A 24,878-nucleotide genomic window follows, 5' to 3' on the forward strand; every position below is an offset into this window, starting at 1 on the left:
ACACCTCCGAAAAATATAAAAAACCGCAGTCGTCCTCCCGAATAAATCGGGACGAATAACCGCGGTGCCACCCAAATTTGCATATACTATGCCACTTGAACGCGTTAACGGGCGTGAACCGTCTCGCCATACTTTTTGTTCAGGCGAGCCACTCCGAAGTCCATTCATTCAATAACTTTTCATCTACTCACAGCACCGTAGACTCTCTGAGGAAAAGGGGAATTGAATTACTTGTCTTCATCCAAGTGTTCTTATTCTGCATTTAGTTTAGCACAGGATTCAAGTGACGAAAAGATTAAATCAAAGCGACGAGAAATGAGAGAGCGATACTTCCAACTCCGACATACACCCAGTTCCAAGCCGATTGTTTACGGAGTTGTCGATCTTCCGGTTCTTCTTCCTCATCTTCTTCATAGTCCGCGTCAATTTCTTTCAACTTTGCACGTCGATTACGCTTAAATCCGTACATGATTCCGTCAAATAGACCTGTTGCACTCATATGGGAGAACATCCCGATGGCAAATATCAGAATACCTGAAACGAACAAGCCGCCACTCAAATGAAACGTGAAGGACTCAGTTCGGAAATAGGAAAAAATTGACCACACCGTATAGAAAAGTGTGACAATCCCCCAAACAATCAATATATTTCGAAACTTTTTCAACGATGTAATCTCCTTTCGAGCGTTAGAGGGAATGCATCAACATTCCGTGTTTCTTCTATGATACTAGGAAGGTGGGGCAGAAAGCGAGTAAGAATGTTAAATCAAATGACAGCGTTTTATTCAATAGTTGACAGTTATATTAAAAATTTCTTACAATAGCCCTAACGTTCTTTCGTCGAATACTTTATGAAATATTCAGAAAATTAAAGAAAAAGTAAGATGTTTATTCGACGATCGGCTAGTTTTTTAAAACGAAAGGGGAAATCGCAATGAAGAAAAAATCGATTTTGCTCATGATGACAATCATCTTGGCACTCGGTTCAGTTCTCGCAGCTTGTTCGACAGGCGGAGACTCTGATGGCGGCGGTTCTTCTTCAAACGGAGAGAAAGTTCTTCGTTTGACGGATACGTCAGATATCACAACAGCCGATCCGGCTCTTGCTACAGACGCGGTCGCATTCAACTTGATCGCCAACACAATGGAAGGTCTTTACCGTCTTGATAAAGATGGAAATGCCGTCCCGGCACTTGCTGAAGGCGAACCAGAAGTAAACGAAGACGAAACGGTTTACACGTTCAAACTTCGTGATGCTGAATGGTCAAACGGGGAACCGGTCACAGCAAACGACTTTGTTTACGCTTGGCAACGAGCTGTTGATCCTGCAACAGGCTCACAGTACGCATACATCATGAACACAGTTAAAAACGCTGAAGCAATCAACACTGGTGACACACCAAAAGAAGAGCTTGGCGTAAAAGCAATCGATGAGAAGACACTCGAAGTTACACTCGAGCGTCCAGACCCATCATTCCTTTCACTTACTTCGTTCGGTACATTCACTCCGATCAACGAAGCATTCGCTACAGAAAAAGGTGAAGACTTCACGACTGGTCCTGAAAACCTTCTTTATAACGGACCGTTCACATGGACTAAATGGGATCGTGAACAAGGCTATGTCTTAACGAAAAACGAATCATATTGGGATGCAGAAAATGTTGCTCTCGACTCAGTTGATGTGAAAGTTGTTAAAGAAACATCTACAGTCGTGAACTTGTATGAAGCGGGCGATGTCGACTATGCTGGTCTCGCATCAGAACAAGTCGCAGCATTCCAAGAGGATGAAGATTACAACACAGGTCTTCGTTCTGCAGTTGGTTACTTCAAGTTTAACCATGAAGATGAACTTTTCTCTGATGTAAATGCACGTAAAGCAATCGCACGTGCAGTCGACCCATCAGGGATTATCGATCAGCTCTTGAACAACGGTTCAGTAGCAACGACGTCATTCATCCCGAAAGACTTCATCAAGTATGAAGACGGAACGGATTATACAGAGGGCGTGGAATACTTCAAAACAAACACTGAAGAAGCTGCTTCACTTTGGGAAGAAGTAACCGGTGGAGAAGCAACAACAATCGAACTCCTCTCGTTCGACAGTGAAGTATCGAAACAAATCTCTGAGTACATGAAAGGTCAAATCGAGTCGAACTTGCCGAACGTAACGGTTGAGATCGCACAACAACCTTTCAACAACAAACTTGAGCGTGAAGCAAAAGGGGACTACCAAATGTCATTCGCACTTTGGGGACCTGACTACCAAGATCCGCTTACGAACCTTGGTATCTTCACTTCAGACAATGGACAAAACGACATCAACTACTCGTCATCTGAGTATGACAAGTTGATTGATGAAGCATCTGCTGAAACAAGCATCGATGCACGTTACGACTTGTTCAAAGAAGCTGAAGCCCTCTTGATTGAACAAGATCAAGCAATCATGCCTATCTACCAAGCTGGTGTGGCATACTTGATCCGTCCAAACGTCGAGAACTTCAACCGTCAATTATTTGGTGCTGATTACCAGTACAAATACGTTGATATTAAGTAATGGAAGGAGGGGGCATGCTAACCGCATGTCCCCAATTTTCTAAAAAATTCTAGCGAAGTATGAGAAAATACTGTTCAAATGTTTTGTTGGTAAAGTATAATGTAGTAACAGTGAAAATTCAGAATAATCTCTGAAAAGAATTTTCTTTATTTTCAGTCGCTGTACTAAGAGCCTTGAGATGACGTATAAGCTATTCTTTCAGAAAATTCCTTTCATTTTGTGAATTTGAAAAATAGGTCATATGTCATAGTGAAGCTGTTGGTGCAAGTAGTAGAAAGAATTAGACAAAACAGGGGGTTTTTATTCATGGGACGTTATATCCTACAACGGCTGACTTACGGCCTCATCACGTTCTTCTTGATTGCCACGTTCACGTTCTTCCTGATGGACCTGCTCCCAGGTTCGCCTTATCAGAACCAGGAAAAACTGACAGAATCACAAATTCAATTGTTGAATGACCGCTACGGACTCAATGATCCGCTTCCGGTCCGCTATGCGACGTACATTGGAAACATGCTACAAGGTGACCTTGGCGTATCGTTCCGTACGGCTAACCGTCCAGTAACTGAGTTGATTATGGAACGAATTGGTCCATCGGCACAATTAGGGGTTCAGGCATTAGTACTTGGAACTCTATTAGGTGTATTGTTGGGTGTTGTTGCGGCGATTCGTCACAATACGGCAATTGACTATGGTTCAATGTTCGTATCGGTAATCGGGATTTCCGTCCCATCATTCGTCTTTGCAGCCCTCCTTCAGTACTATGTTGGAGTTAAATTACAGTTGCTTCCGGTAGCATTCTGGGAATCTCCAGCTCATACGATCTTACCAACCATCTCGTTATCGCTCGGGGTTACGGCAGCAATTGCCCGTTTCGTCCGAACCGAGATGTTAGAAGTAACCGGACAAGACTATGTCACGCTCGCGAAAGCGAAAGGGTTGACGGGTAACGCCATCGTATGGAAACACATGGTACGTAACGCGATGATCCCAGCGATCACGATTCTTGGACCGATGACAGCTGGACTTTTAACGGGTACATTCGTTATCGAGAAAATTTTCGCAGTACCTGGTCTTGGAGAATTGTTCGTTACGTCAATCACGTTGAATGATTACTCTGTCATCATGGGCACGACACTCTTCTTCTCGGCCCTCTTCATTATTATCATTTTACTTGTCGACTTGCTCTATGGGGTTGTGGACCCACGTATTCGTCTTGGGGGGAATAACTGATGATTGAAAACAAAAAGAATTACGAACAGTTCGACCAAGACATGTTCACACCAGTTGAAATGAATGAACAGCTTGGTGAGCGGATTGCCGGAAAAAGTTTGAACTTTTGGCAAGATGCATGGATGCGCCTAAAGAAAAACAAGGCGGCTATCATCTCGCTCTCGATTATTTTAATTCTCGTCGCACTCGCTTTGTTTGGACCGATGCTCTCAAGCCGAGATGCATACGAACAGAACATCTCGCAAGCAAAACTACCGCCTAAAGTCACTGGACTTGAATGGGCTGGATTTGATGGGTTGGCAACACTTGGAGGTCGTGAAATCGACTTCTACGAACAGAAGAATGTAGAAGAAAACTTCTGGTTTGGTACCGATTATCTCGGTCGTGATCTTTGGTCGCGGATTTGGGAAGGGACACGAATCTCCCTCTTTATCGGTTTAGTCGCAGCCATCATCGATACAATCATTGGAGTTGCATACGGTGGTATTTCAGCTTACTTCGGTGGACGTACGGATAACATCATGCAACGTATTGTTGAAATCTTGACAGGTGTACCTAACTTGATTTTGATCATCTTGTTCATCTTGATCTTTGACCCAGGTGTCTTCACCATCATCCTTGCCATGGCCATCACCGGTTGGATTGGGATGAGTCGACTCGTTCGAGGTCAGATTCTCAAACTCAAAAACCAAGAGTTCGTCTTGGCAGCTCGTACACTCGGTGCTTCAAGTGGACGCTTGATTTTCAAACATTTAATTCCGAACACATTGGGTGCCATTATCATCACACTCATGTTCACGATTCCATCTGCCATCTTCTTCGAGGCATTCCTCAGCTTTATCGGAATCGGGCTTCAACCACCACAGGCATCACTTGGTACGTTGATCAACGATGGATACAAAGAACTACGGACTTTCCCGTTCCTTCTTATTATCCCGTCTATCATCATCGTCTTGCTCATGGTCAGCTTCAACTTGCTTGCCGATGGCTTGCGTGATGCTTTCGATCCGAAAATGCGTAAATAAAAAAGAAAGAGGGGGACTCGTGCATGGAAACGATTTTATCAGTCCGAGACTTAGAGGTCTCGTTCCACACATATGCAGGAACAGTTCAGGCTGTTCGTGGTGTTTCGTTTGATTTGAAAAAAGGCGAGACGCTCGCCATCGTAGGAGAATCGGGTTCGGGTAAATCCGTTACTTCGAAGGCAATTATGCGTCTCATTCCGAACCCTCCAGGTGAAATCACGAACGGAGAAATCATGTTCGAAGGAAAAGACTTGGCGAAACTTTCGGAAAAAGAAATGCTTAAAATTCGGGGTCGCGACATCGCAATGATTTTCCAAGACCCGATGACATCGCTCAACCCGACGATGACAATTTACAAGCAAATCGCAGAAGGGTTGAAACAGCACCAAGGGTTAACGGGCGAGGATGCGAAGAAACGTACGCTCGAACTGTTGACACTTGTAGGGATTCCAAACCCTGAAGCACGCTTGAAACAGTATCCACACCAACTTTCTGGTGGGATGCGACAACGGATCGTTATTGCGATCGCACTCGCATGTAACCCGAAAGTGTTGATTGCCGATGAACCGACAACAGCACTCGACGTAACGATTCAAGCGCAGATTCTTGAATTGTTAAAAGACATTCAGCAAAAGACCGGCACAGCGATTATCTTCATCACGCACGACCTTGGCGTTGTTGCGAACATGGCTGACCGTGTTGCTGTTATGTATGCGGGACGTCTCGTTGAAAAAGGAACGGTTGATGAGATTTTCTATGAGCCACGTCACCCATACACATGGGGACTTCTCGGTTCGATGCCGCGTCCGACAGATGACCGCAATGAAGCGTTACCGGCAATCCCGGGTACGCCTCCAAACTTACTCGACCCTCCAAAAGGGGATGCATTCGCACCGCGTAATCCATACGCGATGAAGATTGATTTTGAGAAAGAGCCGCCGATGTTCCAAGTAAGCGATACACACTTCGCTTCGAGTTGGTTGTTACATCCGCAAGCGCCAGCAGTGAACCCGCCACGCGCGATTCGTGAACTTGCTCTCAAATATCGTCCAGACAGTGCGTTCGCAAAATCGTTTACGAAAGGTGGTGCTGAATAATGGAACGCGAGAAATTACTCGAGGTAAAAAACCTGAAGCAGCACTTTAAAATTGGTCGTGGCCGCGTTGTCAAAGCGGTCGACGGAATTTCATTTGATATTTACAAAGGTGAAGTGCTTGGGCTCGTAGGTGAGTCTGGGTGTGGGAAGTCAACGACAGGACGTACGATTATCGGTCTCTATGACGCGACGGATGGCGATGTCGTGTTCAAAGGCGAAAACGTCCACGAAAAAAAATCGAAGGCAGACAAGTTGAAATTCAACCGTGCGATGCAAATGATTTTCCAAGATCCATACGCTTCGCTCAATCCGCGTATGACAGTCGCCGATATCATCGCAGAAGGAATCGATATTCACGGTCTTGCGAAGACGAAAGAAGACCGCATGAATCGCGTATATGACCTTCTTGAAACAGTTGGTTTGACGAAAGAGCACGCGAGCCGTTATCCACATGAATTCTCAGGTGGTCAGCGTCAGCGTATCGGGATTGCCCGTGCTCTTGCGGTTGAACCGGACTTCATCATCGCCGATGAGCCGATTTCTGCACTTGACGTTTCGATTCAAGCGCAGGTCGTCAACTTGATGAAAGAATTGCAACGCGATCGCGATTTGACGTATTTGTTCATCGCTCACGATTTATCGATGGTTAAATACATCTCTGACCGTATCGGTGTTATGTATCAAGGTCACCTCGTAGAGCTTGCAACAGCAGATCGCCTTTATGAGAACCCAATTCATGCCTATACGAAATCGCTCCTTTCAGCGATTCCGCTTCCAGACCCAGAGCATGAGCGTACACGTAAACGGATCGTATATGAATCGACATCGAAAGGTCCAGTCGGACGTTCAGATGAAGATTCAAGTATCCCGCCACTTCGCGAAGTTGAGCCGGGGCACTATGTCTCGCTCACAGACGAAGAGTACGAAGCGTATAAAGCGCAACTCGTATAACGAAATCAATCCTGACTCATTTATTGAGTCAGGATTTTTTTGCACAAAAAAATCACCTATTAAAGTAGGTGACTGATTATCCGTTCGAGATGCGTGGTAAATTAGAAAGACGTTCCACGATGGCGTCGATTTGACGGACGCGAGCTAACGCATCTTCAATTTCCATTGTCTCGTAATGATGAAGACCGCCTGGCTGCTCCACATACGTGTCCGCGTCATGGACGAGCTGTTGAAGTGGAGTTCGTTGAATACGACTCGGTGGTAGGTAGGAATCCGTGTGCAAGAGAATCATGACAGAAATCTCTTTTGCTCGGGCTGGATCTTCCCCTAAACGAATCAATAATTTGTGGGCACGTTCGGCCCCCTTAATCGCATGGATATCGTTCTGACGATACAAATCATAATTCCATTTACCTTCTGTATACCATTCATAGTGTCCGATATCATGAAGAAGCGCAGCTTTCGTCGCCAAATCTGTATCAAGACCACGTTTCGTTGCCATTTCGAGAGCGCGTTCACAGACGTCGACCGCATGTTTTAAACCAGATCGAGTTAAATATTTTTGGGTAACCGGATGTTTCATAATCGTTTCTAAAGTGATTCTCATCATCGCTCTCCTCCTTTAAAATAAAAAGGTTATTTCTATAAACTATACAGGTTTCTTCAATTCATTGCAAATGATATCTGTGTAAATTTGAGATGAACGTGTAAGAATGATTCACATTTCACAAACGAGTGTGCTATAATTTAAATGTAGATATAGTGCAACTTCAAGATTTTCAGAATCGGTAATGCTCGGTCGGTTCCTTACGCTGTATGGGGGTGAGAGGCCATGAAAGAACGTGACAAAGTTCTGCGAGAGAAAAAGAGACTTTTGAAAGAAGTATTGAAGAAAAAGCTGAAAGACTTACAAGTCAAGCCAGGGAAAGAGACGGTGTCTCAACCGGTTTCTCGAATCCCTGCGTCTTAAGTTAGGTCGTTCAAGGTCGCATTCAACGAATGCGCCCTCTTTTCATATCTGATTGATAAAGAATATCATTGAAGTTTTGATAAATAAGAATTACTATAATTAAGTGGATGCGAATTTGGGTATACAAATAGAGTCACTTAAAAAGATGGACGCATACTCGATCAGGGAGGAAGAAAAATGGTCACACTTTATACGTCTCCAAGCTGTACATCTTGCCGAAAGGCACGGGCTTGGCTCGAAGAACATGATATCCCGTTTACAGAACGAAACATATTTTCAGAACCGCTCTCATTGAATGAGATTAAACAAATTTTACGTATGACAGAAGACGGGACGGATGAAATCATTTCGACTCGCTCGAAAGTCTTTTCTAAAATCGATGTGTCTGTTGATGCGTTATCTCTTCAACAGCTTTACGATTTGATTCAAGAATATCCAGGTCTTTTACGTCGTCCGATTCTGATTGATGAGAAACGTTTACAGGTCGGATATAACGAAGATGAGATTCGTCGATTCTTGCCACGTAAAGTTCGGACGTTCCAATTACAGGAAGCCCAGCGACTTGTGAATGAATGAGAGCATACTGTTTAAGCAGTGTGCTTTTTATTATCGATTATTTCCTATAAAATAAAGTTATAACCCTTCATCTAGATTGAACGATGTTAAAAAGGGTACAAAGATAAAAAGACAATTTCCCCTCTCCTCCTTATGTGAATTGGGAGCGAGGTGAGAAGGGAGTGGACAATCGTGAAAATTGAGCGCATCAATGATAATACCGTCAAATTTTTCATCACATACGTGGATATCGAGAAACGTGGTTTTGCTCGTGATGAAATTTGGTACAATCGAGAACGAGGCGAGCAGCTGTTCTGGCAAATGATGGACGAGGCTCACGAACGTGAAGACATCTCGTTTGATGGTCCACTATGGATTCAAGTACAAGCTTTTGAAAAAGGTCTAGAAGTGACTGTGACAATCGCGAAAAATGTAATGAACACGGAAGACGATTCTGAACTCGGTTCGCTTCTTCGATCAGCAATCGATGAGGCACGGGATCAACAATCGGTACTCGACCAATTGAGTGAGTTGGATGAACTTGAAGCCGAGGCAGATGCTTGGGCACCACTCGCGATGGAAACAAATGATTTCGAGGCAATCATTTCGCTGAGTAAACGTACAGGAGACATGTTCAGCGATCTTGATTTGAAACTATACCACTTTCAAGACCGTTACTACTTGTGGATTGATTTCCCGGATGAAATGGAACCGGAAGACGAAGAGAATGCACTCAGTCTTTTAGCAGAGTATTTAACATTCAGTACACAGACGCAACCGATGCTAGAAGAGTATGGGAAACTCATTCTCGATGGCGACGTCTTTGCGAAAGTGCGTCACTATTTTTAATGGTACATCGCCTGTTCAGTTGGACAGGCGATTTTTTCAAATCGACGGTAAAGAGGTGTTGGTATGGTGAGACGAATTCGATTACTACTTGATGACAGTGCATGGTTTGTCCCATTTTTATACGGAATGGGTGGCATCGTATTAACGGCATTAACCCAAGTGTTTGGGGATTTTTTTCGTGATTTATTACCAGACTTTATTTATTTAGATCTGGACTCAGCGGCATCCGTGTTGTCTTCGACATTTACGAGCCTGATGACGATGATGACGTTCAGTTTTTCCACGATTCTGGTCGTATTGACAACATATTCTTCTCAGTTCTCTCCCCGGACGATCAATAACTTTTTGACGAACTCGTCGGCCAAGCATACGCTCGGTCTTTTCATCATGACGACGGTTTATGGGATTTCGAACTTATTCCTCGTCCGTACGGCAGATGAAGGCGTCGTGTTGTCGTCCGGGATCAGTGTGCTCTTAGTTATTGGTTCGATTTGGGCATTCGTCAAGTTCATCCAGACGATCAGTGTTTCGATTCAGGCGGAACGTCTATTGTCCGCGTTACATAAAGAAGCGCTCTCTGTCATCAGCGAGCAAAAAGATGCGATTGAGTCGGATGAGGTTCATCTCGTCCTGCCTCGATCCGTCCATTCATTCCATGGTCAAGCGGTACGAGCTCCGCGAACAGGGTACATCCGATTGTTTTTAAGAGAGAAGCAAGGAGATCAAGAAACGGACTTTGAGTCCGTCGTAGCCGTCGGGGATTTCGTTGCTAAAGGTGATTTACTCGGATTCTGGAAGGGTGAGGATGTGCCGGACATCGAGTTGTTTGAGATTGGCGAAGTTCGTTCTTCGATGCAAGACCCGTCATTTGCGGTTGAAAAATTGAGTGAGATTGCGCTAAGAGGAATCTCTCCAGGAATCAATGATCCGAACACGGCAATTCATGCGATTCATTACATCGGGGATATTTTAAGAGAACTTTGTGAATTACCAGATGGTGATTTTTTGTATTCGAACGGGAAGTCTGACTGGCATGTGAAACGAAAAACGCTTGAGACGATTCTATTTGAATCGCTATCGCCGATGCAGACTTATGCGAGCCGAGATATCTTTGTGATGGGGTCCGTGTTCGAGGCGATTCGAATGGCGCGCCTCCAAGCACATGAAACACTCGATTCGACATTTGAGGACATGATTCAATATTTTGCGGATGTGATTGATTGGGATCGTCTTCATGCGAAAGAACAGAACTATTTGCGCAATAAGATGAATCGGGCTAAAAAGATGACGACATGAGTAGAGACCACCTGTTCTAAAGAAGAGGTGGTCTCTGTTCAAGACAATGTATATCCGCCATCGACTGTGATGGCTTGGCCGTTAATGTAAGTTGAAGCATCAGTCAATAAAAATTCTACGACCGGCGCCACTTCCTCAGGATGTGCGGCATGTCCCCGGAAATGGTGGGTCATCGCCTCTTTGAACTTTGCTTCACCCCCATATAGCTTGTGACTGAGCGGTGTGTCAATCGGTCCAAAACAAACGGCATTGAATCTTACTTTTCCTTTCATTCGGTGTGCGAACGTTTTAGTTAAGGCTATTACGGCCGCCTTTGAAGCGGCATAGTGCGCGAGCATCGGTGGAAACTTGACGTGCCCAACGATGGCGGCATTGTTGACGACACTCGCTCCTTGGTCAAATAGGGGAATGGCACGTTGTGTGACGGTGTTCAGCGCATACAAGTTGACATCGAATACCTCGTTATACGACTCATGTGTCAAACGTTCAGGTGTGCCCGGTCTACCAAAAGTAGCGGCGTTATTAAATAATCCGTTCAAGGTCACACCTTGCTCTTTCAACTGAGAGAAAAGATGGTCGATGTCCTCTGTCGAAGCAAGGTCACATCGAATGAATGTGGCTTGTCCATTTGAATCAGACTCGAGAGAGGTGCCTCTTGTTTCATCCCGACCGATCCCGATGACTCGGTGCCCCTTAGCAGTCAACTGTAAAGCGACGGCGCGACCAATCCCGCTTGTCGCACCTGTGATCAGAAAAGTCCCCATAATTCATTCGCTCCCCTCAAAAAGATGACGTTACGATGTATAATTAATGATAATACATGACAGAAACGAGGTCAGCTTATAATATGTTGCGACGCATACAAGTACTCTTTTCCCTCATTTTGCTCGCAGGACTCATTGCGATATTATCGTATTACTGGAGCTCACAAGTAATTGGATTGTTCTCGATTCTCGTCTTTTTGACAACGTTCAGTATATTACTCGTCATCTTACTTGAAAATCGAAATCCACAACGTACGCTCATTTGGGCAATCGTCATGATTGGTTTTCCAGTCATCGGATTATTTGCATACTTTGTATTCGGCCAGAACTATCGACGTAAACGTATGTTCAAAGAAAAAGCGATGCTTGATGAAGAGACATACTTGGCCTATCGTCAGAAAGCGATGACGTTGTCGCCGTCTCTTATGTTCGCCCACGACGATTATGAGAAGCTGATGCATCTTACTTCTTCGTTGAACCAATTACCTGTTTCATCGAATACGTATACCCAAATCTTGACGAACGGCCTTGAAAAATTCTCGAAGTTATTGCCGGCTCTGAAAGGAGCGTCCCGACACATCCATCTAGAGTATTATATTTTTCGGGAAGATCGTATTTCTCGGGAAATACAGCGAATCTTGATTGAAAAGGCGAAGGCGGGGGTCGAAGTCCGGTTTTTGTACGATGCGGTCGGGTCCATTCATACGAGTGGCACGTTCTTTGAAGAGATGAAGCAAGCCGGTGTCCAAGTCCAGGCATTCTTTCCAGTTGTATTGCCACTCGTTTCGAGTAAGACGAACTATCGAAACCACCGAAAAATCGTGGTCATCGATGGTACCGAGGCATTCACAGGTGGCTTGAATGTAGGGGATGAGTACTTGGGTGAGCACTCTAAGTTCGGATTTTGGCGCGACACTCATCTGTATGTCAGAGGAGAAGGGGTATCTGAACTGCAACTGATTTTCTTGCAAGATTGGTATTACATGACCGGGGAACGCCTATTCACACCGTTCTATCTAGAGCCGCTTGAGACGGTAAGAAGTGCGAGCGGAGGGGTTCAAATCGTTGCGAGTGGACCGGATGAACCTTATGAGACGATGAAATCCATTTACTTTTCACTCATCAATGCTGCAAAAAAATCTGTCTACATTTCGTCACCTTACTTGATTCCGGATGAAGACATTATGAGTGCCTTAAAGACGGCATCATTATCAGGAATTGATGTCCGCATCGTCTTACCGAGTTATCCCGACCATAAAATCGTTTTCTACGCGAGTCGGTCCTATTATGAAGAACTGTTACTCGCCGGTGTAAAGATCTATCTATATGAGAAGGGATTCATGCATTCAAAAGTCATCGTGGTGGATGATGGATTAGCCACGATTGGGACGGCGAACATGGATTTTCGGAGCTTTCATTTGAACTTCGAGGTCAATGCGCTCCTCTATAACACGAACTCAGTCCATCAACTGAAACAAGACTTATATGATGATTTCGAAGGGTCACACGAACTCGTATTAGAAGAGTTCGCGAAACGGTCATTCTTTATCAAACTCGTTGAATCATTAGCCAGAATGTTTTCACCACTGCTATGAGGAGGGAGCAAGATGCGGTTTGCAATCGATCGGGAAGGGGATATCGTTGATTCCTTTACATTAAATCGGATGCAAGCAGAGCAACTTGCTCCTTTTCGATGCCCGACTTGTCAAGAAATGTTGATTGTGAAGCAAGGTGTGAAGAAACGGCTGCATTTTGCGCATATCCACACCTGTGGGAGAGCTGAATCGGTCATGCATCATCAGGATAAATGGGCAATATGCCAGTGGCTTCAAGAGAATGGCTATCCTGTCGAGCAAGAAGTGACGATTAAGAATCGTCGGGCTGACATCCTCACGAACATGGACGGGCAGCACACCGTGTTCGAAATTCAGGCGTCTCCTTTACGACCTGGAGAATACGCCGAACGAACGAATGATTATCGACGAGCGGGGTTTGATGTGGTTTGGATTGCGAGCGGTCTCGATTTGAGAAGCAATCAATCGTTTCAACCATGGATGCGTCTAGAACTTTTTCAGCGACATCGGTTATTGACTGTGAAAAATGGGAGATTGTTACGCTTCAATGGATTTCCGATTTCGATCAAGTATGGAATCGGAAACTGGGAAATCTCATCTTCAGTGAACACGTCACCGTACGAAGCCTATTATCGGTTCGATGCTTTTGAATGGATAGAGATGATTCGTCGTAAACGCATGTTGCCGATTTATCCGTCTCCGCTAAATCGACGTCTCATATTGAATCGGCTCTATCCACTTGGTCTGTTACCCGGATTATTACCGACCGCCTGTTACCTTCCGCTTTCATCGCTTTGGGGAATCCGTGTACATCCGATTGATTTTCAGACCGTGCATTATTTGAATCGATACGAGTCACCGCGCGATTCCGTGGAATGGAGTATTCAAAAAACATGTCGACAATTTGGAGTGACACCGACAAGCGACTTTTCCCAGTCATTTCATGTACAATGGAAACAACTCTTGAATGCGAGTCGTCTATCCTGTGATGTCAGGTCATGGCCGCATCCAAAGCATTACGAGGAGGCCAGACATCACGATACACGTTTGTTTCAAGGACTTCAGCGATTGATTTTACAATCGACTTAATCATCGAAAAGGAAGTGGACGTATGTCAGAGGTATTGACTAGACAGCAAGTTCCAGTGGAAGAAACATGGAACTTAGAAACCATCTACAGCAATGACGAGGCTTGGGAATCGGATTTTCAAGCGTTAAAAGAGAAAGTGCCGGCATTGATTGGATTTAAAGGACGCCTTGGGGAGTCGGCGGAAACGTTGCACGAAGCGTTGCAACTTCGGGACGATCTCTCACGTCAGTTACATAAGCTATATACGTATGCTCATATGCGCTATGACGAAGACACGGCGAATAGCCATTATCAAGCATTGAATGATCGTGCCGGCTCACTTGCGTCTCAAGTTTCAGCACAACTCGCGTTTATGACACCTGAGTTGCTCTCGATTGATGAGAATCAGATTGAAGCCTTCATGGAGCAGAATGAGTCACTTCGCGTTTATCGTCATGCATTCGATGAGTTGGCACTAGAGCGTCCACACGTGTTGACGGAGGCGGAAGAATCGATTTTGGCACAAGCCGGAGATGTGCTTGGTCAATCGAGCTCGACGTTCGGTATGCTCAACAACGCAGATTTAAAATTCCCGAAAGTGAAAAATGAAAAAGGGGAAGAAGTTGAGTTGACGCACGGTCGATATATCACGTTCCTTGAATCGGCTGACCGAAGCGTTCGCGAAGGGGCATTTAAAGCGATGTACGGGACGTACGCGCAATATTTGAATACGTTCGCTTCAACATTATCTGGAAGTGTGAAGAAAGATAACTTCTATGCGACTGTCCGTAAGTTTGAAAGTGCAAGACAGTCCGCGCTCCATCATAATGCGATTCCGGAGTCTGTATACGACGGGCTTGTAGAAGCGGTAAACGAACGACTCGACTTGTTACATCGTTATGTCGCGTTGCGTAAGCGAGCGCTCGGCTTAGATGAGTTGCATATGTATGACCTCTACACACCACTCATCAAAGATGTCGAAATGAAAGTATCGTATGAAGAAGCGAAACAATGGATGGTAGATGGTTTGGCACCACTCGGAGAAGAGTACGTCCAAATCGTCAAAGACGGTCTCGATTCGCGTTGGGTCGACGTTCGAGAGACACGCGGTAAGCGTAGCGGTGCTTACTCCTCGGGAGCATACGATACGCAACCGTTCATCCTGATGAACTGGCAAGATAACGTCAACAACTTGTTCACGCTCGCACACGAGTTCGGACACTCGGTGCATAGTCATTACACGCGCGCATCGCAACCATATCCGTATGGCGATTACTCGATCTTCGTTGCAGAAGTGGCATCGACGACGAACGAAGCTTTGTTGAATGACCATTTGTTGAAAACGAGAACAGCGAAAGAAGAACGTCTCTACTTGTTGAACAATCAGCTTGAAACGTTCCGTGGAACATTGTTCCGTCAAACGATGTTCGCTGAATTCGAACACATGATTCATCAAGCTGCTCAAGAAGGCGTATCGCTCACTCCGGAGTACTTAAATGAAACATACCTCGAGTTGAACAAACGTTACTTCGGAGACGAGATTGTCATCGATGAAGAGATTTCATATGAGTGGGCGCGCATCCCGCACTTCTATTACAACTACTACGTCTATCAATATGCGACAGGGATTTCGGCATCTGCTGCACTGTCACAACAGATCATGGAAGAAGGGGAGCCAGCCGTGCGTCGTTATATCGATAACTTCTTGAAGGCGGGTTCTAGTGACTATCCGATCGAGGTGTTGAAGGCGGCTGGCGTCGATATGACGACGAAGGAGCCGGTATTAAAAGCGCTCGATCAGTTCGAAGTGGTTCTTGATGAAATGGAATCATTATTGTTCTCGTGAACAATATGTGACAATATGCACAAAGAGGTTGTCAGATGATTCTGCACTAGGTATATTATAAGTGTGAAATCAATCACAAACCCCTTTATTGACCGTAAACTTTCTCCCATCTTGTAGGCCTTCCCCGGGCCTCAAGGTTCGATGTCTCTTGTCCCCGCTTGAGACGTCAAAAACCCCATGGCTCCCCGGCCATGGGGTTCTTTTTTATTTCGTTTGAGCCCACGCTTCACCGCTACATCCTGGCACAGGACGGCAACGCTGTTGTAGGGAGAGCTTCTTCAATTCGCGTTCAATCACTGTCTTCTCTAAGTCTAGAATGTACGATAGCTCTGTGATGGTCGAAGCATCATAGCGTGCCAACACTTTGGCTACATCCCAATCGGTCGTACGGCTCGGTGCATAACCTAACAATTCAGTCATGACCGATTGATAGACATCGTACGGATAAACCCCTTCAATCTTCAATGCTTCATCGCGCGTCACGAATGTGAGTGCGGGCAATGACTCAATCTCCCAATCTTTCAACACTTGATGGTCGACAGCTAATGCATTCAAGAGCTGGTTCGATTGAAGATCGGCTTCGAGTTCACTTAAATCAAGGCCATACTCTTCGAAAGAACGTGCGATTTCCCATAAATCGATTGAACCGAGTTGTTCACCAGAGAATAGATCATTCACATGCAAATGACGCAAGAAGCGCATCGCATGACGTTTCCCTTGTAATTCCAGCGCTTTGATCATGGTGAGAAGGCGAACTTCTTCCTGACATCCGCCAACACAGCTAGGAACGGTAGAGACCATTCGAAAACGAATCACGTGTCCGTATTCAATCTCTAACTTTTTGATCAGTGTCATCACATGAAAGTTCTCAGGACTTGAGATGTCCATGAAATAGAATAACTCCAATGGCTTATACGTTACTTGAATAGGAGTTTCTTCCAGTGAACAGGATGACCCATTACATTGTTCAAGTTCCATTTGTGTCGCCTCCTCTCGTCAAAAAACTCATTTAACTTTGTAAACTCATTGTAGCAACGAAAAAAAAAGGTTGGCAATGTATCTGCTCAACCTTCCAACCGACTTATTTTTAATTCCATGAATCGGACGATTTTATTTTTAGCGGGACGATAGGGGAGAGCATGTTTTTCAAGAAGTCCTTCGAACGCACGTTTTCCCTCTTCTTCATTCGTCACTTCAAATTCTATTTCATAGTCGGTCGTCTCCAAATAATGGCTTTCGTCCAAAACGAGGAGACCGTCTTCTGTCTGGAGCTCTGCCCGGTTCGTCTCGAGTCGACCGAGATGCTCAAGCGGTTCATTTAGCTGAAACGGAGCCAATGCCTGCTTCATTTGCTCGTCATGAATGATTCCATACTTAAACAAATCCTCAGCCTCATCTTCTGTAATTGTGGCGTGTGTCTCAAGTAAGCCGACCTCGTTGGGTTGCTTTAACGTCAGCACTTGACCATGTTTCTTCTCGCGAATGCGAAGTGCTGCCCCGTTCGCTTTTAGCTGAAAGGAAGGGGTGTCGAAATAATCATTCGCCTGCCAACGAACTTGGTCATCAAGCTGATAGGCACGTAGGAGTGTCTCATACTCGTCTTTCGTCAACATTGATTTAAATTCAATTTCCACTTCTTGGGTCATGAATCATCGCTCCATTCTATGAACAATTGTTCGTTTATGATACCATACAAACGGATACATACGGAAAGGACGCGTTTTTTCCGGAAAAGAACGAAAGTGGTGACAGCGTATGCAATCAATGAACTGGGATCAGTTTTTAGTACCGTATCAAATCGCGGTAGACGAGTTGAAAGTCAAATTGAAAGCCGTTCGAAAGCAATTCAAGTCCCAAAATGACCATTCTCCGATTGAATTTGTCACAGGTCGAGTGAAGCCGGTCGGGAGCATTCTCGAGAAAGCGAAACGAAAAAATATCGCTGACCATGAATTGGCGACGGATATGCAGGATATAGCGGGATTACGAATCATGTGTCAATTTGTCGATGATATCGTTCACGTCTTGGATTTGCTACATCGTCGAACAGATTTTAAAATAGTGGAAGAACGCAATTACATTACCCATCAGAAAGACTCGGGCTATCGATCGTATCATGTCATCATCGAGTACCCGGTTCAGACGATTCAAGGTGAAATCCCTACGCTCGTTGAAGTGCAAATCCGCACGCTTGCGATGAATTTCTGGGCCACGATTGAGCACTCATTGAATTATAAATATGATGGTGACATGCCTCTTGAAGTTCAGGAACGATTGAGACGTGCAGCCGAGGCGGCCTTTTTACTCGATGCCGAGATGAGCCAACTCCGCGTTGAAATTCAGGACGCCCAGCAGGTGTTTCGGGATAAAGAGATGAACGTGAAAACGGACGAAGACTAGGGGGAAACCGATATGCAGTTTGCGATTGTATCGAGGGGAGATACGCGATCAGCGGAGATCGCCGAGGAACTGACTCAAAAACTTCAAGCTGCCGGGCATACATTATCTGAACAGCCCCGAATCGTAGTATCGGTCGGAGGGGACGGGACGATGTTACAGGCGTTTCATAAATACATCGACCGACTCGATGAAACGCTACTTGTCGGGATTCATACCGGGCATCTCGGCTTTTATGCCGATTGGCAACCGGATGAGTTGGATGAATTGACCGAGATGATCACGAGCGAATCGTTCGAGCCGGTCTCCTATCCGCTCGTTGAGGTGCTCATTGACTATGAGGACGGGGAGACTGATCGTCGACTGGCGATGAATGATTGCACGATTAAGAACTACAAGCGAACGCTCGTCTGTGATTTATCGATTCGAGACGACTACTTTGAAACGTTCCGTGGAGATGGATTATGTATTTCGACACCATCGGGTTCGACCGCCTACAATAAGGCACTCGGTGGAGCAATCGTTCACCCATCGATTGAAGCCATTCAAGTGACTGAGATGGCTTCAATCAACAACCTAGTGTATCGAACGATCGGTGCACCGCTTCTCTTACCAAAACACCATCAAGTGAAAATCAAACCGCACACGAAAACCGAATTTGAATTGGCGTTTGACCATCAAGAAGCGTTGTCCTGGTCGGATGTCGTCTCGATTCGATGTGCGGTCGCAAAAGAAAAAGTGACGTTCGCTCGCTTCCGGCCCTTCCCATTCTGGCGCCGAGTTCGCGAATCGTTCATCGAGGAAGGAAAGTAACGAATGCAAGGGTTTACGATTCGTCGCGTTGTGGAGAAAGCCGTCCCACTTCGCGACTTTTTAATGCAAGATATGGGGATTTCTCGAAAGATGCTCACACTCGTGAAGCATGAAGGGGATATTGAAGTGAATGGCATGCACCGCACCGTAAGACATGAACTCGAACCAGGGGATGAAGTGATGGTGCGATTCCCGCTTGAAGCCCCTTCACTCGACATGGTCGCCTCAGATCGTCCTATTCGAATTCTGTATGAAGATGATACGCTGTTGGCGGTCGATAAACCGGCAGGGATTGCCACGATTCCATCACGACTACATCCGACCGATACACTTGCGAACGCTGTACTCGGCTATTATCAACGCATCGGTCTGTCATCTGCGATTCACGTGATCAATCGGCTCGATCGCGACACGAGCGGTGTCGTCTTGTTTGCAAAGTATGGATTTATTCATCATCGATTTAGTGAACTTCAGAAAGCGAATGGATTGGTACGTACGTATAAGGCATTGGTCGAAGAAGAAGTGACACCACAAACGATTGATGCACCGATTGGGCGTGCCGAGAACTCGATTATGGAGCGAGTCGTGACAACTGAGGGACAACGCGCCATCACGCATATCCTCGCGTGTCAGCCATTTGAGAGCGGCTCGTTATTGACGATTCGACTCGAGACGGGACGGACCCATCAAATTCGCGTGCATTTGCGCCATATTGGTCATCCGCTCATTGGGGACTCCATGTATGGGGGAACGACTCGTATGCCCCGTCACGCCCTTCACAGCGCGTCTGCGCGATTCATTCATCCGATGACAGGGGATGAGATTCAGATTGAGGCGCCAATTCCGGAAGATTTTCGAACTATATAAAGAAATCCCTCAAGGTAAAACCTTGAGGGATTTTGTCAATCATCATCAAACATATAGGTTTTTGATTTAGAGGCCACGTTCATGACGAGACCGATGGCAATCATGTTCATGATAATCCCTGTTCCCCCGTAACTGACGAACGGGAGGGTAAGTCCAGTGATCGGCAAGACACCGATTGTCATACCGATGTTTTGGAACACTTGGAACGTGAACATGGCGATGACACCGGTGACGATATAACTTCCGAACGCGCTACTAGACTCTAACGCAATGTGAATCATCCGATAGAGGAATAAGAAGAAGACGATGATCACGAGAGCTGCGCCAATGAACCCATAGTGTTCTGCGATAACAGCAAATATGAAGTCCGTTTGAGATTCCGGTAAATAGACGAGACCCTGGCCGTATCCTGCTCCGAACATCTGTCCAGAACCAATCGCCTGTAGCGATTTGATTAATTGGAATGCCAGATCATCTGAATATTCGTAAGGATAAATCCAGGCCTGGAAGCGGTTGAGGGCGTGTCCAGGTACGAATGCTTGTAAGACTTCGAAATGGGCAAAGAACAGATACATGAATGTGCCGATGGTCAAAGCCGCAGCGCTGAAGAGACCAAGAAGCCACTTCCAACCGATTCCCGAGACAATGATGATGGCGCCGAGCATCGTCATCAGAACGAGCCCGGTCCCTAAGTCCGGTTGTGTCACAATCAGCCCGAGCGGCGGGATGGCGACTAGTACCAGTTTCACGAGGAGCCATGTATCGAGTTGTGACGATCCGTAACGTTTATTGTGCTCATAGACGATGGTCGACATAGAAATCAATAAAAAGAGCTTCATGAATTCGGCTGGCTGGAAACTGAATCCAGGCACGTTATACCAACCATACGCCCCGTTGATGTTCGGTACGAGCGACGTGTCACGTAACGGAATCAGACCGACGAGCAGAAGTAGACCGAATGCGTATAAGTACCAATGGATTTTCCGGAGTTGCTCATATTCAATCGTCATAATCGCGAACATTGCAAAAAAGCCGATGACATAACGAATGCCTTGTTCAAGAGCAAAGTTGATATGTTGAAGTCGCGTTGGCAACATCGGTTGAGCGGTATAGATTGCACCGAGACTGATGATCATCAATAGGAAGACGATGGTCAACAGTGTCGTATCTAAACTTTTAAAATATGATTGTATACGGTTCATAATGGAGTCGAATCACCCTTTCTATACGTATTTTATCTTACCGCAACTTAAAAAAATCGCAATACGTAACGAGTCGGTTGACAAAACAGAAACCTTTCTGTAATCTGAGAACAGATATTATCACCAGGTACTAAAAAGGGGAGTTTATGATGTCAATTTATCCAACATTAACGAATAAAACGTACGTCGTCATGGGGATTGCCAACAAGCGCTCGATTGCATGGGCGATTGCCAAAACGCTTGATGAGGCAGGGGCGAAGCTCGTGTTAACGTATGCGGCAGAACGATTCAAATCGGGTCTCGAGTCACTCGCAAGTGAGTTGAAACAAGAAGCGATTCTACTTGAGTGTGATGTGACGAATGACGAAGCGATTGATTCAACATTCCGTTCGATTCACGAACAAGCTGGCGAGATTCAAGGAATCGCGCATTCGATCGCATTTGCTGACAAAGAAGCATTGCGCGGTGAGTTCTCAGAAATGACACGTGGTCAGTTCGCGCAGGCATTAGACATCTCAGCATATAGTTTGACGGCAGTTGTGAAAGCGGCGAAGCCTTACTTCGCACAAGACGCCTCGGTGATCACACTCACTTACCTCGGCGGCGAGCGTGTCGTTCCGAACTACAACTTGATGGGTGTCGCCAAAGCGGCACTTGATTCGAGCGTCAAGTATTTGGCGAACGAATACGGTCCACATGGTGTGCGTGTCAATGCTATCTCGGCGGGGCCGATTCGTACATTGTCAGCCAAAGGGGTTGGTGATTTCAACAGTATCCTTTCTGAGCTTGAACAGAAGGCGCCATTGCGTCGAAACGTTTCGGCGGAAGAAGTAGCTTCGACAGGTCTCTTCCTCCTCTCGGGGATGGGAAGTGGCGTGACCGGCGAAGTCATTCACGTAGATAGCGGATACCATATTTTATAAGTTTGGGGAATGGCGCAGTGATGCGCCATTTTTGTATTACCTCGTGAATAAATCGGGTAAGGACCTATGAAGGAGGTCAGATCATGGGTCCCTATCAGATTGATTTTACTGTCGTACAATACGTCAACCGACAAGTCCAGCCATCAGGTCGAGCAAGCATCGAACCGGTGACACGAATCAAACGTGTCCAACGAATCCGACCTCGACGTGAAGAATGGCTTGAAGAAGAGCAAGAAAAAAACCCCGGTCGCTATGTCGACCGGAGCATATAAGGTTAGCCTCGGAAACGGAACGTCTCATAGACGTTCCATGTTTCATTTTCGAGTTCATACATGACGGCCATCCGAGTGATCGTCTCTTCGAAATGAACCTGCTCCATACGCATACGTTCGAGGACGTCGAACAGCTCGGCATCGGTCAAATCTTGACCAATCGTGATGTGCGGCAAGAATTCATATTTCGGTGTTTGGTTGAGCACACCTTCATGCAGTCGTTGCTGAAGAGTCGACAAATCACGTGTCGGTAACACTTTTAAATACAAGACATTGTTTGTCGGTGCGAAAGACCGAACGCCATCGACTTTTAACTGAATCGGTTTAGTCGAATCCGCAACTTGTTGCAAGTACTCGAGTACTTTCGGCAAGTCTTCTTCTGACACCTCTGTCCGCTCTTTAATGGTCACGTGAGGTGAAATCAACGCATATTTTGTGTCATAGCGTTTTCGATAAGAGTTCGCAAAATCTTGCACTTGTTTAGACGGAAATAAGACTACCCCAATCTTCATTCCTCTTCCCCCTTTAATCGTTTAACCTACATGTTAATGATGACCGATTTAATGTGGGAAGTCAAAGCAGGGTTCGTCTTTTTTCAATTTTTCAGTATAATGGTTATATCATATAGAGAGACGATGACTCTCTGAACGAAGGGATGTGAAGCGGGATTTCGATCCTGCGCCTATTATGAAACACGTACCACACTCACGTGACGTCCGAGAAGCGGCTCGTGCTCGTTTGCTCGAACGCGGGGTTACGATTGAATCGATTGCTGAAATCGTATACCAGATGCAGGCACCCTATTCGCCGCATCTTTCATTAAAAGATTGTATGGATTCTGTCGAGGCGGTTCTAGATAAACGTGAGCTACAACATGCGATTCTCGTGGGATCAGAGCTCGATATGCTGGCTGAAAAAGGGCAATTATCTGAACCGCTTCTGTCGATTATCGCCTCAGACGAAGGTTTATTTGGAGTGGACGAGACGATTGCGATCGGTGCCGTCAACACATATGGTTCGATTGCCGTTACGACTTTCGGATACTTAGACAAGGCAAAAATCGGTATCATCAAACAACTCGACACGAAGATGGATGATGGGCAAGTGCATACGTTCATGGACGATCTCGTCGGTGCCATCGCTGCCAACGCTTCAGGACGATTGGCGCACCGGTTAAGAGATATGGTCGATTTCGGAGAAGAAGAGATGCGTGAAAGAAAAGGGTTGTATTGATGAAGTGGACACCGCAGATGGTGGTCATCACCGGGACGGTCGCATATGTGATCGTGTCGGTGTTTGTCGTTTTAGGGGCGGTCGATCCGATGAACACATTCGTATATGAATGGTTACAGCCGCTACCGGATCGAGTGTTTGCCTACGTGACAGAGCTCGGGAGTGCACAAGTCATTGTGGGACTCTCCATATTAGGATTGTTGTTCTGGTATTGGCGTGGGGACCGTACCGAAGCATGGCGCCTAGCGCTCGTCGGAATCGGGACACTTCTGTTTACTCAAGTGCTGAAGCTCGTCTACGGAATCGACCGACCGCTCATTGATGCATCCCTCGATGCAACGACATACAGTTTTCCGAGCGGACATGCCTCAGGATCGCTTGCACTATATGGATTGACAGCTTATGTACTGTATCGAAAGAAACAGTCGAGAGTCGTCATCTTCATTCTCTTGTGCCTCGTCCTTGCGGTCTCGCTCAGCCGAGTCATCTTAAACGTTCATTACTTTAGTGATGTGCTTGGCGGTTGGCTCGTTGCGTTGACGATGATTGCATTGTCTGAATGGATCATAAGGAGGAGAACGGTTTGATCGTTGTGGTAGATGTAGCAAAATGGTTATTCGTTCAAAAGAAAGAAGCTGATGATGCATCAGTTCCCACGATATTAGTGGAAAAAGATAGAGAAGGGGCGACATGGTTCACCTCGATGAAAATTTTGTTCCAGTTAAAGAAATGGACGGGTCGACGTCGTTTTGTTCCCCTTTTACTGTGTGATGAGCACACCTATCGTTCATATGAAGTTTTTCATGTCGATGCTGTGCCGTCGTTGGCTCTACTCGACGGGGGGCGGACGTTACTAGTGGACAATAAACGAGATGAGTCATTTGATGTTGTGATACGGGAAAGCGGATTGGAAACAGAAAAATCGATTTTATTGTTCGCGCTTCAGTATATTGAACAGATGACGAATGAATCAGTCGTTTTTGCCGGAGATGAGTCGATTGAGGCGACGCGGATCGTCCCGACAGCATTGTTGGATAAGGCGGACCGCTTAGAATCAGGACGTCGTCTATTTGAATGGATGCATGATGAAGACTTACGTAAGGAGAATCAACATGACTGATTGGGAAATGACATTTCAACAATTATTGGACGAACAAGTGGATGAAGTGAACGTGCCACGCGAAGATTTTTTATCCGTTCGAACCATTTTGATTGAGAAAGGCTGGCTCTTTCAAGTAGTAGGAGAGGCCAAGCATGGTGGCGTGACGATTTATCGCAGAAACCCGGTCACTGCGAATTCATAATGGCAAGAGACGAATGAATATAAAGATTCACTCGTCTCTTTTTTATGCATTCATGAAGAGACAGAAGTTTGTGGGCGAAGTTCCCAA

28 protein-coding genes and 1 other annotated feature are annotated in these 24,878 nt (G+C 45.7%); of the genes, 21 read left to right on the forward strand and 7 right to left on the reverse strand.

Annotated features, from left to right (window positions below; all coding sequences use genetic code 11):
* Nucleotides 1-44: 44 nt before the first annotated feature.
* Nucleotides 45-253 (reverse strand) — a binding site (T-box leader).
* Between the two features lie 42 nt (nt 254-295).
* Nucleotides 296-664, reverse strand: a complete 369-nt coding sequence (locus ACFO4U_RS01530; RefSeq protein ID WP_159562017.1) for a DUF3899 domain-containing protein — start codon at nt 662-664, stop codon at nt 296-298.
* Between the two features lie 269 nt (nt 665-933).
* Between ACFO4U_RS01530 and ACFO4U_RS01535 the strand changes: the two genes are divergently transcribed.
* From ACFO4U_RS01535 to ACFO4U_RS01555, 5 genes are all read left to right on the forward strand, one after another.
* Complete coding sequence (locus tag ACFO4U_RS01535) at nt 934-2,553, forward strand: peptide ABC transporter substrate-binding protein (protein WP_074037428.1); 1,620 nt, start codon at nt 934-936, stop codon at nt 2,551-2,553.
* Nucleotides 2,554-2,859: 306 nt separating this feature from the next.
* On the forward strand, nt 2,860-3,786 hold the full coding sequence (gene opp3b / locus ACFO4U_RS01540) for an oligopeptide ABC transporter permease (protein ID WP_074037427.1): 927 nt from the start codon (nt 2,860-2,862) through the stop codon (nt 3,784-3,786).
* Nucleotides 3,786-4,811, forward strand: a complete 1,026-nt coding sequence (gene opp3C / locus ACFO4U_RS01545) for an oligopeptide ABC transporter permease (RefSeq protein ID WP_074037425.1) — start codon at nt 3,786-3,788, stop codon at nt 4,809-4,811. The genes opp3b and opp3C overlap by 1 nt, the downstream gene beginning before the upstream one ends.
* A 23-nt stretch (nt 4,812-4,834) precedes the next feature.
* Nucleotides 4,835-5,908 (forward strand): ABC transporter ATP-binding protein, encoded by a 1,074-nt coding sequence (locus tag ACFO4U_RS01550; RefSeq protein WP_015881213.1) that lies wholly within the window; start codon nt 4,835-4,837, stop codon nt 5,906-5,908.
* Nucleotides 5,908-6,858 carry an ABC transporter ATP-binding protein gene (locus tag ACFO4U_RS01555; protein ID WP_074037423.1) on the forward strand — a complete coding sequence of 317 codons (951 nt, stop codon included), beginning with the start codon at nt 5,908-5,910 and terminating at the stop codon, nt 6,856-6,858. Before ACFO4U_RS01550 ends, ACFO4U_RS01555 begins: the two co-directional genes overlap by 1 nt.
* A gap of 76 nt (nt 6,859-6,934) precedes the next feature.
* Here ACFO4U_RS01555 and ACFO4U_RS01560 read toward each other — a convergent pair whose 3' ends face one another.
* Nucleotides 6,935-7,468: an HD domain-containing protein gene (locus tag ACFO4U_RS01560; RefSeq protein ID WP_214730890.1), complete on the reverse strand. Its 534-nt coding sequence runs from the start codon at nt 7,466-7,468 to the stop codon at nt 6,935-6,937.
* Nucleotides 7,469-7,690: 222 nt separating this feature from the next.
* Here ACFO4U_RS01560 and ACFO4U_RS01565 point away from each other — a divergent pair, with 222 nt between their 5' ends.
* The 4 genes from ACFO4U_RS01565 to ACFO4U_RS01580 all read left to right on the forward strand — a co-directional run bounded on the left by ACFO4U_RS01565 (nt 7,691) and on the right by ACFO4U_RS01580 (nt 10,528).
* On the forward strand, nt 7,691-7,828 hold the full coding sequence (locus tag ACFO4U_RS01565) for a hypothetical protein (protein WP_015881216.1): 138 nt from the start codon (nt 7,691-7,693) through the stop codon (nt 7,826-7,828).
* A gap of 177 nt (nt 7,829-8,005) precedes the next feature.
* Nucleotides 8,006-8,404, forward strand: a complete 399-nt coding sequence (spxA, locus tag ACFO4U_RS01570; protein ID WP_015881217.1) for a transcriptional regulator SpxA — start codon at nt 8,006-8,008, stop codon at nt 8,402-8,404.
* Between the two features lie 171 nt (nt 8,405-8,575).
* Entirely contained in the window at nt 8,576-9,232 is a 657-nt protein-coding gene (gene mecA, locus ACFO4U_RS01575) for an adaptor protein MecA (protein WP_215244089.1), read from the forward strand.
* A gap of 63 nt (nt 9,233-9,295) precedes the next feature.
* Entirely contained in the window at nt 9,296-10,528 is a 1,233-nt protein-coding gene (locus tag ACFO4U_RS01580; RefSeq protein WP_215244088.1) for a DUF2254 domain-containing protein, read from the forward strand.
* Nucleotides 10,529-10,566: 38 nt separating this feature from the next.
* On the opposite strand, the gene ACFO4U_RS01585 is transcribed toward ACFO4U_RS01580, so the two are convergent.
* Nucleotides 10,567-11,292 (reverse strand): SDR family NAD(P)-dependent oxidoreductase, encoded by a 726-nt coding sequence (locus tag ACFO4U_RS01585; RefSeq protein WP_074037417.1) that lies wholly within the window; start codon nt 11,290-11,292, stop codon nt 10,567-10,569.
* Between the two features lie 83 nt (nt 11,293-11,375).
* Here ACFO4U_RS01585 and cls point away from each other — a divergent pair, with 83 nt between their 5' ends.
* From cls to pepF, 3 genes are read left to right on the forward strand one after another with little or no spacing between them, the layout of a single operon-like run.
* Nucleotides 11,376-12,887: a cardiolipin synthase gene (cls, locus tag ACFO4U_RS01590; RefSeq protein WP_215244087.1), complete on the forward strand. Its 1,512-nt coding sequence runs from the start codon at nt 11,376-11,378 to the stop codon at nt 12,885-12,887.
* A gap of 12 nt (nt 12,888-12,899) precedes the next feature.
* Entirely contained in the window at nt 12,900-13,955 is a 1,056-nt protein-coding gene (locus ACFO4U_RS01595) for a competence protein CoiA (RefSeq protein WP_215244086.1), read from the forward strand.
* A gap of 22 nt (nt 13,956-13,977) precedes the next feature.
* Nucleotides 13,978-15,780: an oligoendopeptidase F gene (gene pepF, locus ACFO4U_RS01600; protein WP_215244085.1), complete on the forward strand. Its 1,803-nt coding sequence runs from the start codon at nt 13,978-13,980 to the stop codon at nt 15,778-15,780.
* Between the two features lie 204 nt (nt 15,781-15,984).
* Here pepF and ACFO4U_RS01605 read toward each other — a convergent pair whose 3' ends face one another.
* Together ACFO4U_RS01605 and ACFO4U_RS01610 are read right to left on the reverse strand one after the other, a co-directional pair.
* Nucleotides 15,985-16,758: a DsbA family protein gene (locus ACFO4U_RS01605; protein WP_196430467.1), complete on the reverse strand. Its 774-nt coding sequence runs from the start codon at nt 16,756-16,758 to the stop codon at nt 15,985-15,987.
* A gap of 86 nt (nt 16,759-16,844) precedes the next feature.
* On the reverse strand, nt 16,845-17,426 hold the full coding sequence (locus tag ACFO4U_RS01610; RefSeq protein WP_215244084.1) for a CYTH domain-containing protein: 582 nt from the start codon (nt 17,424-17,426) through the stop codon (nt 16,845-16,847).
* Nucleotides 17,427-17,535: 109 nt separating this feature from the next.
* On the opposite strand from ACFO4U_RS01610, the gene yjbM reads away from it, so the two are divergent.
* From yjbM to ACFO4U_RS01625, 3 genes are read left to right on the forward strand one after another with little or no spacing between them, the layout of a single operon-like run.
* On the forward strand, nt 17,536-18,180 hold the full coding sequence (yjbM, locus tag ACFO4U_RS01615) for a GTP diphosphokinase (protein ID WP_214684573.1): 645 nt from the start codon (nt 17,536-17,538) through the stop codon (nt 18,178-18,180).
* A gap of 12 nt (nt 18,181-18,192) precedes the next feature.
* Nucleotides 18,193-18,990: an NAD kinase gene (locus tag ACFO4U_RS01620; RefSeq protein WP_196430470.1), complete on the forward strand. Its 798-nt coding sequence runs from the start codon at nt 18,193-18,195 to the stop codon at nt 18,988-18,990.
* A 3-nt stretch (nt 18,991-18,993) separates the two neighbouring features.
* A complete protein-coding gene (locus tag ACFO4U_RS01625) occupies nt 18,994-19,857 on the forward strand; it encodes an RluA family pseudouridine synthase (protein ID WP_074037409.1) in 864 nt (287 codons plus the stop codon).
* A 35-nt stretch (nt 19,858-19,892) separates the two neighbouring features.
* Here the strand turns inward: ACFO4U_RS01625 and ACFO4U_RS01630 are convergent, their stop codons facing one another.
* Entirely contained in the window at nt 19,893-21,059 is a 1,167-nt protein-coding gene (locus ACFO4U_RS01630) for an FtsW/RodA/SpoVE family cell cycle protein (RefSeq protein WP_031421494.1), read from the reverse strand.
* Nucleotides 21,060-21,208: 149 nt separating this feature from the next.
* Between ACFO4U_RS01630 and fabI the strand changes: the two genes are divergently transcribed.
* Nucleotides 21,209-21,982, forward strand: a complete 774-nt coding sequence (gene fabI / locus ACFO4U_RS01635; protein ID WP_074037406.1) for an enoyl-ACP reductase FabI — start codon at nt 21,209-21,211, stop codon at nt 21,980-21,982.
* A gap of 83 nt (nt 21,983-22,065) precedes the next feature.
* Nucleotides 22,066-22,254: a hypothetical protein gene (locus ACFO4U_RS01640; RefSeq protein ID WP_015881231.1), complete on the forward strand. Its 189-nt coding sequence runs from the start codon at nt 22,066-22,068 to the stop codon at nt 22,252-22,254.
* Nucleotides 22,255-22,256: 2 nt separating this feature from the next.
* Here ACFO4U_RS01640 and ACFO4U_RS01645 read toward each other — a convergent pair whose 3' ends face one another.
* Nucleotides 22,257-22,766: a YjcG family protein gene (locus tag ACFO4U_RS01645; RefSeq protein WP_015881232.1), complete on the reverse strand. Its 510-nt coding sequence runs from the start codon at nt 22,764-22,766 to the stop codon at nt 22,257-22,259.
* Nucleotides 22,767-22,941: 175 nt separating this feature from the next.
* Between ACFO4U_RS01645 and ACFO4U_RS01650 the strand changes: the two genes are divergently transcribed.
* The 4 genes from ACFO4U_RS01650 to ACFO4U_RS01665 are packed head-to-tail and all read left to right on the forward strand — an operon-like array spanning nt 22,942 to nt 24,791.
* A complete protein-coding gene (locus ACFO4U_RS01650) occupies nt 22,942-23,487 on the forward strand; it encodes a phosphatidylglycerophosphatase A family protein (RefSeq protein WP_015881233.1) in 546 nt (181 codons plus the stop codon).
* The gene (locus tag ACFO4U_RS01655) at nt 23,487-24,074 is read left to right on the forward strand and encodes a phosphatase PAP2 family protein (RefSeq protein WP_215244083.1); all 588 of its coding nucleotides are present in this window, start codon (nt 23,487-23,489) and stop codon (nt 24,072-24,074) included. Before ACFO4U_RS01650 ends, ACFO4U_RS01655 begins: the two co-directional genes overlap by 1 nt.
* Complete coding sequence (locus ACFO4U_RS01660; RefSeq protein WP_214691107.1) at nt 24,071-24,607, forward strand: hypothetical protein; 537 nt, start codon at nt 24,071-24,073, stop codon at nt 24,605-24,607. The genes ACFO4U_RS01655 and ACFO4U_RS01660 overlap by 4 nt, the downstream gene beginning before the upstream one ends.
* Nucleotides 24,600-24,791: a hypothetical protein gene (locus tag ACFO4U_RS01665; RefSeq protein ID WP_074037402.1), complete on the forward strand. Its 192-nt coding sequence runs from the start codon at nt 24,600-24,602 to the stop codon at nt 24,789-24,791. The genes ACFO4U_RS01660 and ACFO4U_RS01665 overlap by 8 nt, the downstream gene beginning before the upstream one ends.
* Nucleotides 24,792-24,878: the final 87 nt, after the last annotated feature.

The organism is Exiguobacterium profundum, from assembly GCF_042652865.1.
GTDB lineage: Bacteria > Bacillota > Bacilli > Exiguobacteriales > Exiguobacteriaceae > Exiguobacterium > Exiguobacterium profundum.